The 15,646-nt window shown below is 32.8% G+C and carries 17 protein-coding genes; 15 read left to right on the top strand and 2 right to left on the bottom strand.

Annotation, left to right across the window (positions count from 1 at the left end; translation table 11 throughout):
- Positions 1-39: 39 nt before the first annotated feature.
- Positions 40-945 carry a tyrosine-type recombinase/integrase gene (locus HNR33_RS11220; protein WP_429083325.1) on the bottom strand — a complete coding sequence of 302 codons (906 nt, stop codon included), beginning with the start codon at positions 943-945 and terminating at the stop codon, positions 40-42.
- 641 nt (positions 946-1,586) lie between these two features.
- Here HNR33_RS11220 and HNR33_RS11215 point away from each other — a divergent pair.
- The 14 genes from HNR33_RS11215 to HNR33_RS11150 all read left to right on the top strand — a co-directional run bounded on the left by HNR33_RS11215 (position 1,587) and on the right by HNR33_RS11150 (position 11,585).
- On the top strand, positions 1,587-2,441 hold the full coding sequence (locus tag HNR33_RS11215) for a bifunctional 5,10-methylenetetrahydrofolate dehydrogenase/5,10-methenyltetrahydrofolate cyclohydrolase (protein WP_429083323.1): 855 nt from the start codon (positions 1,587-1,589) through the stop codon (positions 2,439-2,441).
- A gap of 344 nt (positions 2,442-2,785) precedes the next feature.
- Entirely contained in the window at positions 2,786-4,501 is a 1,716-nt protein-coding gene (locus HNR33_RS11210) for a Na+/H+ antiporter NhaC family protein (protein ID WP_429083321.1), read from the top strand.
- Positions 4,502-4,654: 153 nt separating this feature from the next.
- A complete protein-coding gene (gene spoIIAA / locus HNR33_RS11205; RefSeq protein ID WP_429083319.1) occupies positions 4,655-4,990 on the top strand; it encodes an anti-sigma F factor antagonist in 336 nt (111 codons plus the stop codon).
- Between the two features lie 17 nt (positions 4,991-5,007).
- The gene (spoIIAB, locus tag HNR33_RS11200) at positions 5,008-5,445 is read left to right on the top strand and encodes an anti-sigma F factor (protein ID WP_429083521.1); all 438 of its coding nucleotides are present in this window, start codon (positions 5,008-5,010) and stop codon (positions 5,443-5,445) included.
- A gap of 5 nt (positions 5,446-5,450) precedes the next feature.
- Positions 5,451-6,218, top strand: coding sequence for an RNA polymerase sporulation sigma factor SigF (gene sigF, locus HNR33_RS11195; RefSeq protein ID WP_429083317.1), 768 nt, complete (start codon positions 5,451-5,453; stop codon positions 6,216-6,218).
- Positions 6,219-6,256: 38 nt separating this feature from the next.
- Entirely contained in the window at positions 6,257-6,475 is a 219-nt protein-coding gene (locus HNR33_RS11190; protein ID WP_429083315.1) for a hypothetical protein, read from the top strand.
- Positions 6,459-7,070 carry a stage V sporulation protein AA gene (locus HNR33_RS11185; protein ID WP_429083519.1) on the top strand — a complete coding sequence of 204 codons (612 nt, stop codon included), beginning with the start codon at positions 6,459-6,461 and terminating at the stop codon, positions 7,068-7,070. Before HNR33_RS11190 ends, HNR33_RS11185 begins: the two co-directional genes overlap by 17 nt.
- Before the next feature lie 23 nt (positions 7,071-7,093).
- On the top strand, positions 7,094-7,513 hold the full coding sequence (locus HNR33_RS11180; protein WP_429083314.1) for a stage V sporulation protein AB: 420 nt from the start codon (positions 7,094-7,096) through the stop codon (positions 7,511-7,513).
- A 22-nt stretch (positions 7,514-7,535) separates the two neighbouring features.
- Positions 7,536-7,685 carry a hypothetical protein gene (locus tag HNR33_RS11175; protein WP_429083312.1) on the top strand — a complete coding sequence of 50 codons (150 nt, stop codon included), beginning with the start codon at positions 7,536-7,538 and terminating at the stop codon, positions 7,683-7,685.
- A gap of 14 nt (positions 7,686-7,699) precedes the next feature.
- On the top strand, positions 7,700-8,143 hold the full coding sequence (gene spoVAC, locus HNR33_RS11170; protein WP_429083310.1) for a stage V sporulation protein AC: 444 nt from the start codon (positions 7,700-7,702) through the stop codon (positions 8,141-8,143).
- Positions 8,144-8,155: 12 nt separating this feature from the next.
- Entirely contained in the window at positions 8,156-9,172 is a 1,017-nt protein-coding gene (gene spoVAD / locus HNR33_RS11165; protein WP_429083309.1) for a stage V sporulation protein AD, read from the top strand.
- 13 nt (positions 9,173-9,185) lie between these two features.
- Complete coding sequence (gene spoVAE / locus HNR33_RS11160) at positions 9,186-9,542, top strand: stage V sporulation protein AE (RefSeq protein WP_429083308.1); 357 nt, start codon at positions 9,186-9,188, stop codon at positions 9,540-9,542.
- Positions 9,543-9,553: 11 nt separating this feature from the next.
- Complete coding sequence (gene spoVAEA, locus HNR33_RS11155; RefSeq protein ID WP_429083307.1) at positions 9,554-10,129, top strand: stage V sporulation protein SpoVABEA; 576 nt, start codon at positions 9,554-9,556, stop codon at positions 10,127-10,129.
- Complete coding sequence (locus HNR33_RS11150) at positions 10,113-11,585, top strand: spore germination protein (RefSeq protein WP_429083305.1); 1,473 nt, start codon at positions 10,113-10,115, stop codon at positions 11,583-11,585. Before spoVAEA ends, HNR33_RS11150 begins: the two co-directional genes overlap by 17 nt.
- 48 nt (positions 11,586-11,633) lie before the next feature.
- On the opposite strand, the gene HNR33_RS11145 is transcribed toward HNR33_RS11150, so the two are convergent.
- On the bottom strand, positions 11,634-14,594 hold the full coding sequence (locus HNR33_RS11145; protein WP_429083303.1) for a penicillin-binding protein 1A: 2,961 nt from the start codon (positions 14,592-14,594) through the stop codon (positions 11,634-11,636).
- 285 nt (positions 14,595-14,879) lie between these two features.
- Here HNR33_RS11145 and yunB point away from each other — a divergent pair, with 285 nt between their 5' ends.
- Entirely contained in the window at positions 14,880-15,530 is a 651-nt protein-coding gene (gene yunB, locus HNR33_RS11140; protein ID WP_429083301.1) for a sporulation protein YunB, read from the top strand.
- Positions 15,531-15,646: the final 116 nt, after the last annotated feature.

The raw sequence follows: 15,646 nt of genomic DNA, 5'->3' as shown, positions 1-15,646 counted from the left end.
AGATATACCAATAAAAAAAGAAGAGAATAAAATCTCTTCTTAATTACCAATGCTTAATGGGAATTTCTCAACTTGTTTTCGAAGGTGATTAACAGTGGTATGTGTATATATTTTTGTAGAATTTAAATCTTCATGCCCCAATAGTTCCTTTATAGAAATTATATCAACCCCTTGCTGATGAAGTAGAGAAGCATAGCTATGTCTTACTTTATGAATTGTGTAGCCTTTTTTGCCTAATCCTGACTTATCAAGATACCTTCTAAATAAAGTTTGAAAATTACTTACACTCATTCTACTACCTAAGTCACTTACTAGAATAGCTTTATTACTTAGTGGCAATCTCTCTTGTAGATACTCCCATAAATCACTAGCTAATGGTTCGATCAAAGGAACTACTCTTTGCTTATTTCCTTTTCCTTTTTTTATAGTAATGGTTTTTTTACCAAAATCAATATCATCAAAATCCATACTTAAAACTTCTGATCTTCTAGCACCAGTAAAAACTAATAGTTCAATCATTACCTTATCTCTTAATCTATGTTCAGGAAAACGAGCATACTTTTCAGGAGTTTCTAATAGTCTTTTAAGCTCGTGTTCTTTAAGGTAAATAGGTAGATGTTTCTCTTCTTTAGGAGCATGAATAGGTAACATAGGATTTTTCTCTATGTATTCGGTCTCAAGTAGATATTTAAAGAAAGAAGAAATGGAATGTATTTTTCGTCTAACAGTATTGGTTTTATAACCTTTATGGAGTTTTAAGTAAGATACATACCTTCTTAATACTTGTGTAGTCATTGCACAGAGCCTAGGTTCAATACCACCTATAGATAAAAAATTAGTAAAAACATTGAAATCAGTTTCATAACTACCTAAAGTTAATTTTGATGCATTTTTTTCTGATGCCATATAATCTAAAAATTCTCTAAAACAATAATGAATATCCATATAAAATCCCTCCTGAGTATATAGCCATCCATTAACCCTTAATGTTCAGATGTTGACATTTTAGATCTTATAAAAATTAAACTTATTGGTGTTCTCATAAGAACATTTAAGAAAAAGATCCTATAGAGTTCTCAGGAGAACAGTATTAAAGATAATAAGAGTAAAATATAAAATGAAATTGAAGCAGTCTATTTTAAGTTCTACTTCGGTTATGTGCATACTGTTTTGACTTATTGTCGGGTATGAAAAAACCTAAAAGTGATAACCTAAAATAGAGGGTTTCAAGATGGCTAGTTTTCAATGGTTTCAAGACTCGAAGGGATACAGAACTCAGTATATACAGAACTCGGCTTATAGATTTAGTCGCATATATTATTAAAATAATTTGAAACACTAGTCTTTATGATTGGTGTTTTTGTTTTTTTGGTGGGTGTTTTATACAATGCTAGACTTGGAAAAATAACGTGATACACTTTGTATACAATGTACGGAATAATCAGAAAATTATTTGAATTTACTAGTTAGGGTATGCTAATATATATATGTACAATTATAAGATAGTAATGACTGAGGACTATGTTAATCATTAACTCGTTTAAGGGTATAATATTACAAGTACATATGAAAGGAAGGTATATGGAATGACAGAGATATTAAAAGGAAGCCTAGTAGCGAAATCAATCAAAGAAAAAATAAAGGAAGAAGTAGCATATTTAAAACAGAAGGAGCTCGTACCAACATTGGCAATTATACGAATGGGAAATAGACCTGATGATATTGCTTATGAAAACAGTATTATTAAAAATTGCAGTTCTGTTGGTATTGAAAGTAGAGTTTTTGAGGTAGAGGTAGATACACCTATGGAGCAATTCGTTGAATTGATTAAAAATGTAAATAATGATAACAGTATCCATGGTATGCTTATATTTCGCCCATTACCCAATCATATAGATAATGAAGTTATTAAAAACTTAATAGATCCGCGCAAAGATGTGGATTGTATGAATCCAATCAATCTTGAAAAGGTCTTTGAAGGAAATATGGATGGCTTTGTACCCTGTACACCTAAAGCAGTAATAGAGATATTAAAATACTATAAAGTTACTCTTGAAGGAGCAAATGTTGCTGTCGTAAACAGAAGTATGGTAGTAGGAAGACCTTTAAGTATGATGTTATTAGGTACTAAATCAACTGTCACAGTTTGTCATTCAAGAACAAGAGACTTGCCTGGTGTTACATCAAAGGCTGATATTGTCGTAGCGGCTGTAGGTAGAGCGAGAATGTTTGGAAAAGAATATTTTAGTAATGATAGCATTGTTATAGACGTGGGTATCAATGATTCTGGTGATGGGGGTATATGCGGAGATGTTGATTACGATAATGTGGCTGAAAAAGTAAAAGCTATTACGCCTGTACCAGGTGGAGTAGGCAGTGTTACTACTTCAATACTTTTAAATCATGTAATTATAGCATGTAAAAAAATAAATAGTATTTAAAAAGAGAGCCTAGTTTTGAACTGACCATAAAAATTAGGCAAAATATATTAAGCAAGTTCTCTGGAGTGCACTCCAAATGTTAGATATTAATCTGATATTTTAGGTGCACTTCATTTTTTTAGAGGTTTCTTTGAATTTTTACAGAAAACAGAAAAAACTACTTACCTACAAGAAAACAATTTTTGTACAATTTTGTAGTTTTTTGTTGTAAAAAAATTGCCATGGGAAAAAAAGTATAAGAAGGAATTTTTATAAAAATGTTGAATAAGTATGAATATATATGTTACAAAAAATTAACAAAGGAGGGTAGAAATAAATTAAATAGGAAAGGAGAATAGTATTTAATGAATAAAAAGAGAGTGTTAAGCATTTTCTTAATTGTTGTGCTTATATCAGTATTATCTATTACTGTATTTGTGCAGTCTCCAGAAGGAGAGAGAACCAATTATGGCGTATTATCATTATTACCTCCTATTCTCGCAATTTTATTGGCATTTTTAACGAAACAGGTATTGTTATCATTGTTTTTAGGAATATTTGTAGGGGCATTAATATTATACGGCGGAAATCCTTTTCATGCATTTTTAAGAACACTAGACAGATTTATGCTAGGGTCAATTGCTGACTCATGGAATGGGGCTATACTGATGTTTACACTAACTATAGGAGGTATGGTTGGTGTTGTAGGGAAAATGGGTGGCACTAAGGCAATAGCTGAAGCCTTAGCAAAGAAGGCAAAGACACCAGTGGGAGCACAAGTAGCTACTTGGGTATTAGGAGTATTAGTATTTTTTGATGATTATGCAAACACTTTGATAGTTGGTCCAACTATGAGACCTTTAACAGACAAATTGAAAGTATCTCGAGAAAAATTAGCGTATATAGTAGACTCCACTGCAGCGCCAGTAGTTGGTATGGCATTAGTATCAACTTGGGTAGGATATGAAATTGGACTTATTAAAACTGCATATGAAAGCATTGGACTAAATGAGAATATCTACGGTGTATTCTTAAGATCCATACCGTATACTTTTTATAATATTTTTGCATTAGTATTAGTTCTAATGCTAACTCTGAAGATGAAGGATTTTGGTCCTATGTACCATGCAGAAAAACGTGCTAGGCTTACAGGAAAGGTAATAGGTGATGATGCAAAGCCTATGGCTAGCGATGAAATATCGAAGATGGAACTTAGAGAAGGAATTAAACTGAAATCATCAAATGCAATAGTTCCAATATTAACACTGGTTATAGTATCTTTTGCAGGCCTCTGGTACAATGGTTACCTTGCAGCAATAGCAGACGGATTAGATATAAAATTTTACACATGGGAAGGCATAAGAGAAAGCTTTGGATATGCTGATGCCAGCGTTGTTTTAATATGGGGGGCAGTTACTGCTAGTATAGTTGCGATTATTATGGCAATATCTCAAAAAATATTAACTCTTGGTGAAGCATTTGATTCATGGATAGAAGGTGCAAAATCTCTAGTGATTACCTGTATAATACTAGTGCTAGCATGGTCTTTAGGCAGTATAACAGAAGCAGTTGGCACAGCTGATTTTTTAGTAGGTGTAGTGTCAGATAGCATCCCAGGCGGGGTACTGCCGATAATTGTTTTTCTAATATCTTGTCTTGTAGCATTTGCAACTGGGACTTCATGGGGAACAATGGCAATAGTAGTTCCTTTAGCTGTTCCTCTTGCTAATAGTTTTGTCGTAAATAGTGGAGCAGATGCATCACTAATTATTGCGACACTAAGTTCAGTTTTATCTGGTTCAATTTTTGGAGATCATTGTTCTCCGATATCAGATACAACTATTATGTCGTCAATGGCTTCTGCTTCAGACCATATTGATCATGTTAAAACTCAAGCTCCTTATGCACTTACTGGTGCAGGATTAGCAATATTAGGCTACTTTATAGTTGGAATACTAGAACTAAGCCCATTGATTGCATTACTAGTAGGAGTTGTATTGATTTACTTTATAGTTCATTTCTTTGGTAAGAGTGTTAAGGAAAGTGATTTGTTAGCAGAACAAGAATCTACAAATCAATAAAATCATAGTAAGAAGGCCATCGACTAGATGGCCTTTTTTTAGACATATTAAATTACACTAATATACAAAACAAGACATTTTTCATTGAAGGGAAATATTATATGCTTGGAGAATTATAAGAAGAAGAGTTATGGTAAACTAGGGGGGATAATATTGCAAATCAATTTTGATTCAATAAACCAAAATCTTATAGTATATTTCAAAGGTGAATTAGACCATCATACTGCAGAAGAAATAAGAAAGGAGATTGATAAAATTTATTTTGAAAAGAGATATAAGAACATTATTCTAAATTTAAACAATCTTAATTTTATGGATAGTTCAGGAATTGGATTGTTGATGGGAAGATTCAAATTAGTATCACAAAATAATGGTAAACTATGTATTACGAATGTAAGTCCAAGAGTAGAGAAAATCCTTAAGATGTCTGGTATATTAAAGATTGTTGACATATATAGCGATGTTAAAAGTGCATCGGATAATATTTGAGGAGAGTGATGAGTATAATGATGGAAAATAGTATGAAACTGGAAATTCCTAGCAAGTCACAGAATGAAGCATTTGCGAGAGTTGTAGTTGCTGCTTTTGCTTCACAACTTGACCCAACAATAGAAGAACTGGCAGATATTAAAACAGCTGTATCTGAGGCTGTAACGAACGCTATAATCCACGGTTATGAGAATAAACCAGGCATAGTTATTATTGAGTGTAAAATAGAGGGAAGTAAAATTGAGATAAATATTTCTGATAGAGGGAATGGAATATCTGATATATCTAAAGCTATGGAACCTTTTTATACATCTAGACCTGAGCTTGAAAGATCAGGTATGGGTTTTACAGTTATGGAGACTTTCATGGATGAGCTTGATGTGAATTCAGAGGTTGGTAAAGGTACGAGGGTGAGAATGGTAAAAGATTTTAAAAGCGTACATATTGAGGAGTAGATGATATGAATACAAGCTCAGCCAATAAGCCATCCTATGAATTATTAAGCCATTCTGAAACAATGGAATTGATAAGAAAAGCTCAAGAAGGAGATGAGAATGCGCAATCAATACTTGTTAGTCATAATTTAGGACTAGTTAAGAGTGTTCTAAAGCGATTTGCTAATCGAGGATATGAGACTGAAGATCTGTTCCAGCTAGGATGTATTGGATTGCTAAAAGCAATTCAAAAATTCGATTCATCATATGATGTCAAATTTTCAACTTACGCAGTTCCTATGATAATTGGTGAAATTAAGAGGTTTTTAAGAGACGACGGTATTATCAAGGTTAGCAGATCACTTAAACAGACTGCAATTAAAGCAAATATGGCTAAAGAAAGATTGTCTAAAAATTTAGGCAGAGAACCTAGTATCCAAGAAATATCAGACGAGATAAAAGTTGATAAAGAGGACATTGTAATGGCATTAGATTCGAATCAGCAGCCTGACTATTTATATGATGTAATACATCAAAACGATGGGTCACCTATACATTTAATTGACAGAGTTATGTCTAGTGAGAGTGAAGATACTGAAGTATTGGATAAAATAACTTTAAAGCAAATTCTAAGTCAGTTAAAACCTAGAGACAAGCAGATTATAGTTATGAGATACTTTAAAGATAAAACCCAAACCGAAATAGCTAATATGCTTGGGATTTCTCAGGTACAAGTTTCTAGGATAGAAAAAAGAGTATTGCAAAGCATGAAAAAAATGCTAACAAAGGTGTGAAAATTCATACCTTTATTTTTTTGAATTAAAAATCATTAATGACACATAATAAAACTATGAAAGCAAATGGAGTTGATTATATTATGAGAAAATATTTCAAAGTATCTTTGATTACATTTATAATTGTTGCTATATCCATAGTTTTATATTTTTTTTATTCAAACAACAATTCTACAAAAGGAGAGCCAAAAAGAGCAAGATTTGTTGATGCTGACTATAATCAAAGTATTGAGGTGATTTATTATAGAAAAGGTTAAACTGTTTCTGCAAATAGAACCTAAAATTACAGCTACTCCAGGGCAAGTATTAAAAATAGAAGATGTTGGGACTGTATTTTGTATAGATGAGAACGTACAGAATAGTGTACTTAAATTAGAGGTGAAAAAAGTAAGGTTTGATCAAAAAAATGAGGTCATACCTGTTTTGATGATTATAAGTATAATACAAAACTCTATGACAAATGTAGATGTGGTAATCATGGGTAATCCTGAAATACTTGTAGACATAAAACATGAATCGAATTCAAATCAAATATATAAATATCTCAAGGTTGCAATTGTCTGTTTAATACTATTTTTAGGCGCAGGATTAGCAATCATTAATTTTCATGCAGATGTAAACATGGATGAGTCTTTAAAGATAATTTATTACATGGTAACTGGCAAAGAAAACGATAAGCCATTAATCTTGCAAATTCCTTATTCAATAGGCATTGGACTTGGAATGGCAGTTTTTTTCAATCATGTATTAAAAAAGAAGTGGAAGAAAGAACCTAGTCCTTTAGAGGTTGAAATGTACATGTATGATAAAAGTATAGATGAGTATACATTAGATAATACGAAACATAACTAATATAATAAATTGGTGGTGGTGAGTTGATTTTAAACTTTGTATTAGCTACAGTAGCTCTTTCAGGTGGAGTAATAGTAGGTTCAGCAGCAGCAGCCTTTGTTACGCTATTAGACATTGTACCTAGGCTTGCTCAGCTTACAGATTCGGCAAAGCAAATAACACTATATGAAAAAGTTATAGTTATTTCGATGTCATTTGCATCATTTATGACTCTTTTACATAAAACCATTAAAATAAATCATTTAATTTTAGTTCCTATAGGTTTAATACTAGGAGTATTTATAGGAATGCTGGCTTCAGCTCTAGCAGAAGTACTGAATGTTATGCCTGTGCTAGTAAGAAGGTTTAATATGTATGGATATATATATCCGGTTTTACTATCAATTGCTTTAGGAAAAGTGGTTGGTTCACTAATTAGCTGGAGCATTATTGCAAAGCATTAATTACGAAAGGTGAATGACATATATGAATAGATCAGTAATATTTAAGAAATTGATAGACATATATAAAGCACAAAATAATGAAATAAAAAACAGATTAAAGGATAATTATTTTCATTTTGATGATGATATAACAAATGTTGAGAAAAATCAAAAACTTGGGAATCATAGATGAGGATGGTGAAATAAATGAATAACATTAATCAAAAAGACTATTATGAATATGTCAAAAAAAAGATGCCTAAGCCAAGCTACTTAAAAAACTGCATATGGGCTTTCATAGTTGGCGGGTTAATCTGTGATGTTGGCCAATTAATAACTAATTTTTTTATCAAGAATGGGCTAGATAAGAAAGGAGTTGCCTCTGCTACAGCAATAACACTTGTATTTTTAGGAGCTTTTTTAACTGGATTAGGAGTATATGATAAATTAGGTAAAAAAGCAGGTGCGGGTTCAATAGTACCAATTACAGGTTTTGCGAACTCAATAGTTTCACCTGCAATGGAATTTAAAAGGGAAGGCTTTGTATTAGGTGTTGCAGCTAAAATGTTTATAATTGCTGGACCTGTGTTAGTTTATGGATTTGGAAGCTCAATAATAGTAGGAATAATATACCTGCTATTAGGGAAGTAAGGAGGTATTAACTTGGCACAAAAGAGATTAGGAAAACAAACTATAAAATTAGAAAATCCTCCAACTATTATAGCAACAGCTACTGTAGTGGGTCCAAAGGAGGGGCAAGGTCCGTTAAAGGATTATTTTGATGTTGTTTTAGAAGATGACTTATGGGGTGAAGAAAGCTGGGAAAAGTCTGAATCTAAGTTTCAACAGGAAGCAGTGAAGCTTGCACTTTCTAATGCAAAATTAGTAGAAAGTCAAGTAGACTATTTATTTGCTGGAGATTTACTTAACCAAATTATATCTTCATCATATGCAGCGAGACAGCTACAAATACCTTTTTTTGGTTTGTATGGTGCTTGTTCTACAATGACAGAATCCTTAAGTTTAGGAGCAATGTCAGTAGATGGAGGATTTGCTGACAATGTTGTATGTGTGACATCAAGTCATTTTAGTACTGCTGAAAGACAGTACAGGTTTCCATTAGAGCATGGGAATCAAAGACCACCAACTGCACAATGGACTGTAACTGGTTCTGGTGCAGCTGTATTATCTTCACTTGGCGCTGGGCCGTTTATTACTCATATTACTACTGGAAAAGTAGTTGATCCTGGTATTAAAAATGCAAATAATATGGGACCAGCAATGGCTCCAGCAGCAGCTGATACAATTGTTCAGCATTTTAAAGATACAGGCTTCAAGCCAGAAGATTATGATTTAATAATTACTGGTGACTTAGCAACTGTAGGAAAAGACATAGCAGAAGAGATGATAGGAAAAGAAGGATATGATGTCACAAATGTTTATTCAGATTGTGGAATTGAAATATTTGATGCTGAAGAACAGGACACTCATGCTGGTGGAAGTGGGTGTGGATGCTCAGCTGTAGTATTTGGAGGATATATATACAAACAGCTAAAGACTGGAAAATTTAATAGGGTTTTATTAATTTCTACTGGAGCCCTATTGTCACCAACAAGCATTCAGCAAGGAGAATCTATACCAGGAATAGCTCATGCTGTAACTATAAGTAATATCAGGTAAAAGGAGGATTTAAATGGAATATATAAGAGCATTCATAGTGGGAGGTATTATTTGTGTCATAGGTCAGCTTCTCATGGATGGAACTAAATTAACTCCAGCTCACATATTAGTCTTATTTGTGACATCAGGAGTTATACTCACAGCATTAGGGGTGTACGAACCAATTGTTCAATTTGGCGGAGCAGGAGCTACAGTTCCATTGCCAGGGTTTGGGTATTCGCTGGCTAAAGGTGCTATAGAGGCTGCAAAAAAGGATGGAATAATAGGAGCATTTACAGGCGGAGTTCAGGCTACAGCTGGAGGCGTTGCGGCAGCAGCTTTCTTTGGATATATAATGGCAATATTATTTGATCCAAAAACTAAGCAATAAGGAGTAGTTGTATGAAAAGAAAAATAATATTAGTTACTGACGGAGACGACGTAGCACAGAAGGCTGTTGAAAAAGCTGCAAAAAATATAGGCGGTAGATGTATATCAAGATCTGCAGGTAATCCTACACCTATTACTGGTGAAGAAATCATAAATCTTATAAAAAGTGCAAAGTATGATCCAGTAGTAATAATGGTTGATGATATTGGTAACCCGGGATTCGGAAAAGGAGAAAAGGCTCTTAATGATATACTTATTCATCCAGATATGGAAGTATTAGGAGTTGTAGCAGTAGCATCAAATACTCAAGATGTAACAGGTGTAAAAGTGGACTTTTCTGTAGATTATATGGGTCATATGGTCTCAAATGCTGTAGATAAAGATGGTGTAGAAACAAGTTCCAAAACACTTTATGGAGATACAGTGGATATAATTAACAAGTTTTCAATACCGATAGTAGTTGGAATAGGAGATATTGGGAAAATGAGGGGTAAAGATAATCATGCTATAGGTGCTCCAATAATAACTAAAGCATTGAAAGAAATATTGAATAAAAGTGGGTCAAAAGATAATGAAAGAGAAATTTGACTATAAAGAAGTAGTTGATAAATTATCTAATAAGCTTGGTGTTGGTAAAAGTTTTGATGTAGTAAATCGAGAGATAGAGGTAGCAGGTAAGAAAGCATCAATTTTTTTTATAGATGGTTTTATTAAAGATGACATTATGCTTTGGATAATGAAAATTTTGCAGCAAAGTAAAAGAGAAGATATTTTACCTAATACTCTTTCAAAGCTGATAAGTGCAAAAATTCCTTATGTTGAATGCAATTCAAGTGATGATATTGAAGAAATAGAGTACTCAATTCTTTCTGGAGCTGCAGCATTATTTGTTGAAGGAGTAAATGAGGGAATAGTTATTGATGCTAGAACTTATCCAGCTAGAGGACCGGAGGAACCTGATTTAGAAAAGGTTACAAGAGGCTCAAGAGATGGGTTTGTTGAGACTGTAGTATTTAATACTGCACTAATAAGAAGAAGGATAAGAGATGCAAGCTTGAGATTTGAGCTAATTAAAGTCGGAAAAAGGTCACAAAGTGATGTGGTAATTGGCTATATAGAAGATATAGCTAATAATGATTTAATAGAAGATTTACGAAAAAAACTAATAGATGTTGAAACTGATGCTCTTACTATGGGGGTAAAGACTCTTGAAGAGTTTATATTGGGTAGAAACTGGAATCCGTTTCCTCAAGCTAGATTTACAGAGAGACCTGACGTAGCTGCCGCACATATGCTAGAAGGACACATTGTCATATTAGTAGATACAACTCCTAGTGTAATGATTCTTCCTGTTACCTTATTTCATTTTACTCAACATGCAGAAGACTATTATCAAAACCCTGCCATTGGGACATATATAAGATGGATAAGACACTTAGCTATGTTTCTTTCATATATTATAGCACCCTTATGGTTGTTATTGGTACATTACAGAGAATTTTTACCTCAGTGGCTAAGTTTTATAGGACCAGAGAAAACAGGAGAGATTAGTTTGCTTATTCAATTCATTATATTAGAGATAGGACTTGATGTATTGCGTATAGCTTCAATACATACTCCTAACGCATTAACAACTTCCTTGGGAATTATTGGAGCGTTATTATTAGGAGAGTTTGCAGTAAAAGTTGGATGGTTTATACCAGAGTCAGTGTTATATATGGCTATTGCAGGAATAGGTATGTTTGCAACGCCAAGCATAGAATTTGCAATGGCACTAAGGCTGTTCAGACTAATATTGCTGATATTGACAGGATTGTTTAATATATATGGATTTGTTGCAGGTATATTAATTCTATTGATAGTTCTTTTAAGAACAAGATCCTTTGGTGGAGTACACTATTTATGGCCTCTAATTCCATTTAACTGGCAAGCACTAAACTCTATAATAATGAGAAACCCAATACCAGAAGTAAGAAAGAGACCAGAATTTTTAAAAGTTAAAGAAAAATACAATGCACCTCCTGATGATGAGGTGGAGGAATAAGCTATGAATATTAAAAAGAGACCTTATAGAAGGTCTCTTTTTAATGGATCAGTTTTCATTGTTAATATTATCCTCGTTATCAGTACTATCATTAAAATCTCCATCATTAGGGCTATCTGTCTGGTCGTTGTTGTTATTTCCATTATTAAACCAATTATCTAACCAATCTTCAATTACATTGCCCTGAGTATGAGTATCACATTCTTCAGTAGGAACCGTGAATACATAATCTTTAGGGACGATACCTCCATGTTCGTTAGGATTATATGGAGGATTACGTTTAATAAATACTTTCTCTTCTATTAATTCTGGTGGACAGTATTCTGTAGCCAGTTTTCCAGTAGTCTTATCAATAGACACCTTTACGTGAACATCACATGGCTCAGTTGGTTCAGTTCCCTTTACGAATATCTCTGTTCTAACAGTACTGCCTCTTGGATCTAAAGAGCATAGATCCGTTGCTAATTTACCTGACTCTGTACATATCTGTCTAGTTACTATGCCGTCCTTAGGAACATCAAAGTTCTTTGCTTCATAGTTCGCATGAGCTTCTTTCATGATATATGACCAAAATTCTGCAGCCCTTGAACTACCCTTAGAGAGCTTAACTTGGGGAGTATCGTTCCCTATCCATACTCCAGCTGAATAATAAGGAGTATATCCAAGGAACCATATATCTCCTTTTTCTTGAGTAGTACCCGTTTTACCGGCTACTGGAATTTTAGTATTGCCACTAAAAAGTTTTGCTCTATTACCAAGACCTGATGTTACAGTACTTCTCAGGATATCTGTCATAACATACGATACTTCTGGAGAAACTACTCTTGTCTTATTAGGTCTATTTTCAAGTATTATATTACCATTTCTATCTAACACTTTTGTATATGAAATAGGTTCTACATAAACACCACTATTGGCTATAGCACCATAAGCAGCTGTTATCTCTAAAGGTGTTAATCCGTGACTCATACCTCCGAGACCAAGTGCAGATGAGTTGTCATCGTTTGTAACTTGATTTTCAGCTCTTGTAACAAAACTGTCTTTTCCATCTTCTTTAATTATTCCAAGCTTTGCGAGATATTCCTTAGAAGTCTCTATACCTATTTTTTCTACCATTTTAACAGAACTAACGTTTATAGATTGTTCAACCGATTCTCTTAATGTGTTTATACCAGAATAATAATTATACCAGTTTCTTGGCCACAGCTTTCCCTTGCCATTATAATGAGGGACATCATCTATTATATCAGCAGCAGTAAAACCATTATCTAATGCTGGTAGATAGACTGCGATTGGCTTAATTGCAGAACCAGGTTGCCTTTGACTAATTGCTCTATTAAATAATTTATTACCTTTTAAATCTCTACCCCCAACCAGAGCTTTGATTTCTCCAGTCCTATAATCAATGATAACCGCCGCTGATTGAGGTTGAACTACACCACTTCTATCATTATTCAAGAAATATTTTGAGTTAATTAATAGATTATTATTTGAGTCTATAGAGTAAAAATCTTTGTTTTCTGAAAGATATCTACTATTAATTACAATCTGTTTTTTATCTTTGATTTCATAGTTTTCTTTAGCTAAAGCCAATGAACCAACAGTATGTTTTACAAGATTTTTTCTCTCATCAATAGTATAATAATCTTCAATATCAATAGTTTTCGGATAAATATTGAACTTAGAATTTGTTATAACTAGATTCCCTTCATCTGTAAGATTAAATGTACCATTTTCAATAATTAGATTGCCATTATCATCAAATAAGTTAGATTTTTTGTACAGTACAATTTTTCTATTGTCACCTAACAAATTTCCGTATTTATCCAAGGTCCAATCAACTAGAATAGGAGCTTTTACTTTTCCCAAGTCTCCTAGCAGAATTTGTCCGAAGTTGTTATAAGCTTCTTCTATTTTATGTTGCATTTCTATATCCATAGTGGAATATATCTTAAGACCGCCTGTAAAAAGCTCTTTTTCAGCTTCTTCTTTTGTATATCCAGCCTTTTCCACTAGGTCGTTTATTACTTGAGTTTTAACATAATCATCAAAATATGATGAAATACCAACTAGTTTTTTCTGACCAGGTTTAATTGCAGCTTTCATATCTTCATTTATGGCTTCGTTGTACTCTTCTTCAGATATCTTGCCTAATTCTTTCATTTTTGCCAATATTACTCTTTGACGTTTTAGCGAATTTTCGTTAAAAACTACAGCGTACCTTGTAACATCAATGTCAATTTCACCTAATATATTATCTTTATTCTCAATAGTTTCAATGTCTTCCAAAGGAACTGTATTAAAAGGTGAATACTTTGAAGGTCCTTTAACTATACCAGCTATCATAGCACTTTCGGCTATTGTTAGCTCACTCACATCTTTAGAAAAATAGGTTTGCGCAGCTTCTTGAACTCCATAAGATCTTTGATTTAAATCAACTCTGTTAAGATATGCTTCTAATATTTGATCTTTAGTTAAAGCTTTATCTATCTGGATTGCTAAATAAGCTTCTTTTATTTTTCTGTCAAGCTTTCTTTCCTTAGTCAGATACAAGTTTCTAGCTAATTGTTGAGTTATTGTACTTGCACCTCTTAGGTTATCTCCTTCTCTGATATATTCAGCTAAAGCTCCAAATATTCCTCTGATATCAATACCAACATGATCCATAAATCTTTCATCTTCAATAGCAATAAATGCATCTTCAAGGTGATCAGGTATTTTGTCTAAAGTAACATAAGTTCTATACCCTTCTGATTGCACTTTTTCAATGAGATTTCCATTCTGATCTAATATTACAGAGTTAACATCTAATAGAGATGTAATATTTGTTGGGTCAATTTCTGGAGCATTCTTTATTGTAGCAAGTACCAGTCCTCCAACTGCTCCTGCTCCAATAAAGCAAACCACAAGAATGATAACTATGGCTAACCTAAAAAAGCTGATTTTTTTCTTTTTTGTTTTCTTTGTTTTTTTATTTTTATTTGTTCTACTATTATTGTCTTGGGTCATAATAAACCTCCTTATTATAAGTGAAGGGAAAGCTCTAACAACTAATTATCAAAACAATTATACCATATATATATTCGTTTGTTAATTAATTTAAACGAGGAATACGAATGTACGTTCTTTTAATAGTTGTATCTATTTTAATTATTACAACATTATACATAATAATACACATAAAATTGAACTTAATTTTAATATAGCTTTCATATCGTTGCAGAAGATAAACAATGTACTTTAAGATGTTAACTTTCTAGATTTTATTGCATATACTGTAAGAGGGGTGTTTTTGTGAAGAGAAAAAATAGAAAGAGAAAAGGTTTTATAGCAATAGTGATTACTATTGTTCTATTCATATATGGATTTATTATTTTAGATAAGAGTATTAAGCCAACAGTATTAGCTATTTCAGAAGTGCAGGCTCGTAAATTTGCAACACAAGCTATAAATGAAGCAGTAAAGGACAGGATTAAGGATGATATAAAATACAAGGACTTGATTTTTGTTAAGTATGATAATGAAGGAAAGGTTACAATGATGCAGGCAAATACTGTTCTTATGAATAGTATAGCATCAGATGTAGCTCTTGAAGTTCAGGAGAACATTCGTCAGATAGGTTCAGGTGCAATAAAAATACCTTTGGGCAATGCGTTAAATAGTCAGATTTTATCTCAACACGGCCCCAAAATTGAACTTAACATAGTTCCCCAAGGCAGCGTGTCAGTAGATTTTACAACAGAATTTATAGAATCAGGAATTAATCAAACGGTACATAAAGTTTATTTAATTATAGTAGCAGATGTACGAATTATTGTTCCACTTGCTTCAGATACTATAAAAATAGTAACCAATATTCCAATTGCAGAAACAATAATTGTTGGTGATGTACCTGAAAGCTATATTTTTGTTCCAAAGGATGAAGTACTTAACGTTGTTAATTGAGGAATGAATTAATATAAATAAAGTCTACATTTACTTTTGAGTGAAATGTATTGTATATTTAATATAAAGGATAAATAATATGTTCATAAGACAAGTATCCCAATAATAATAGAGGT

The organism is Brassicibacter mesophilus (assembly GCF_050433385.1).
Classification (GTDB): domain Bacteria; phylum Bacillota; class Clostridia; order Tissierellales; family Proteiniboraceae; genus Brassicibacter; species Brassicibacter mesophilus.
Note: the sequence above shows the minus strand (reverse complement) of the source record. Positions and strands in the feature narration are given on the sequence as shown.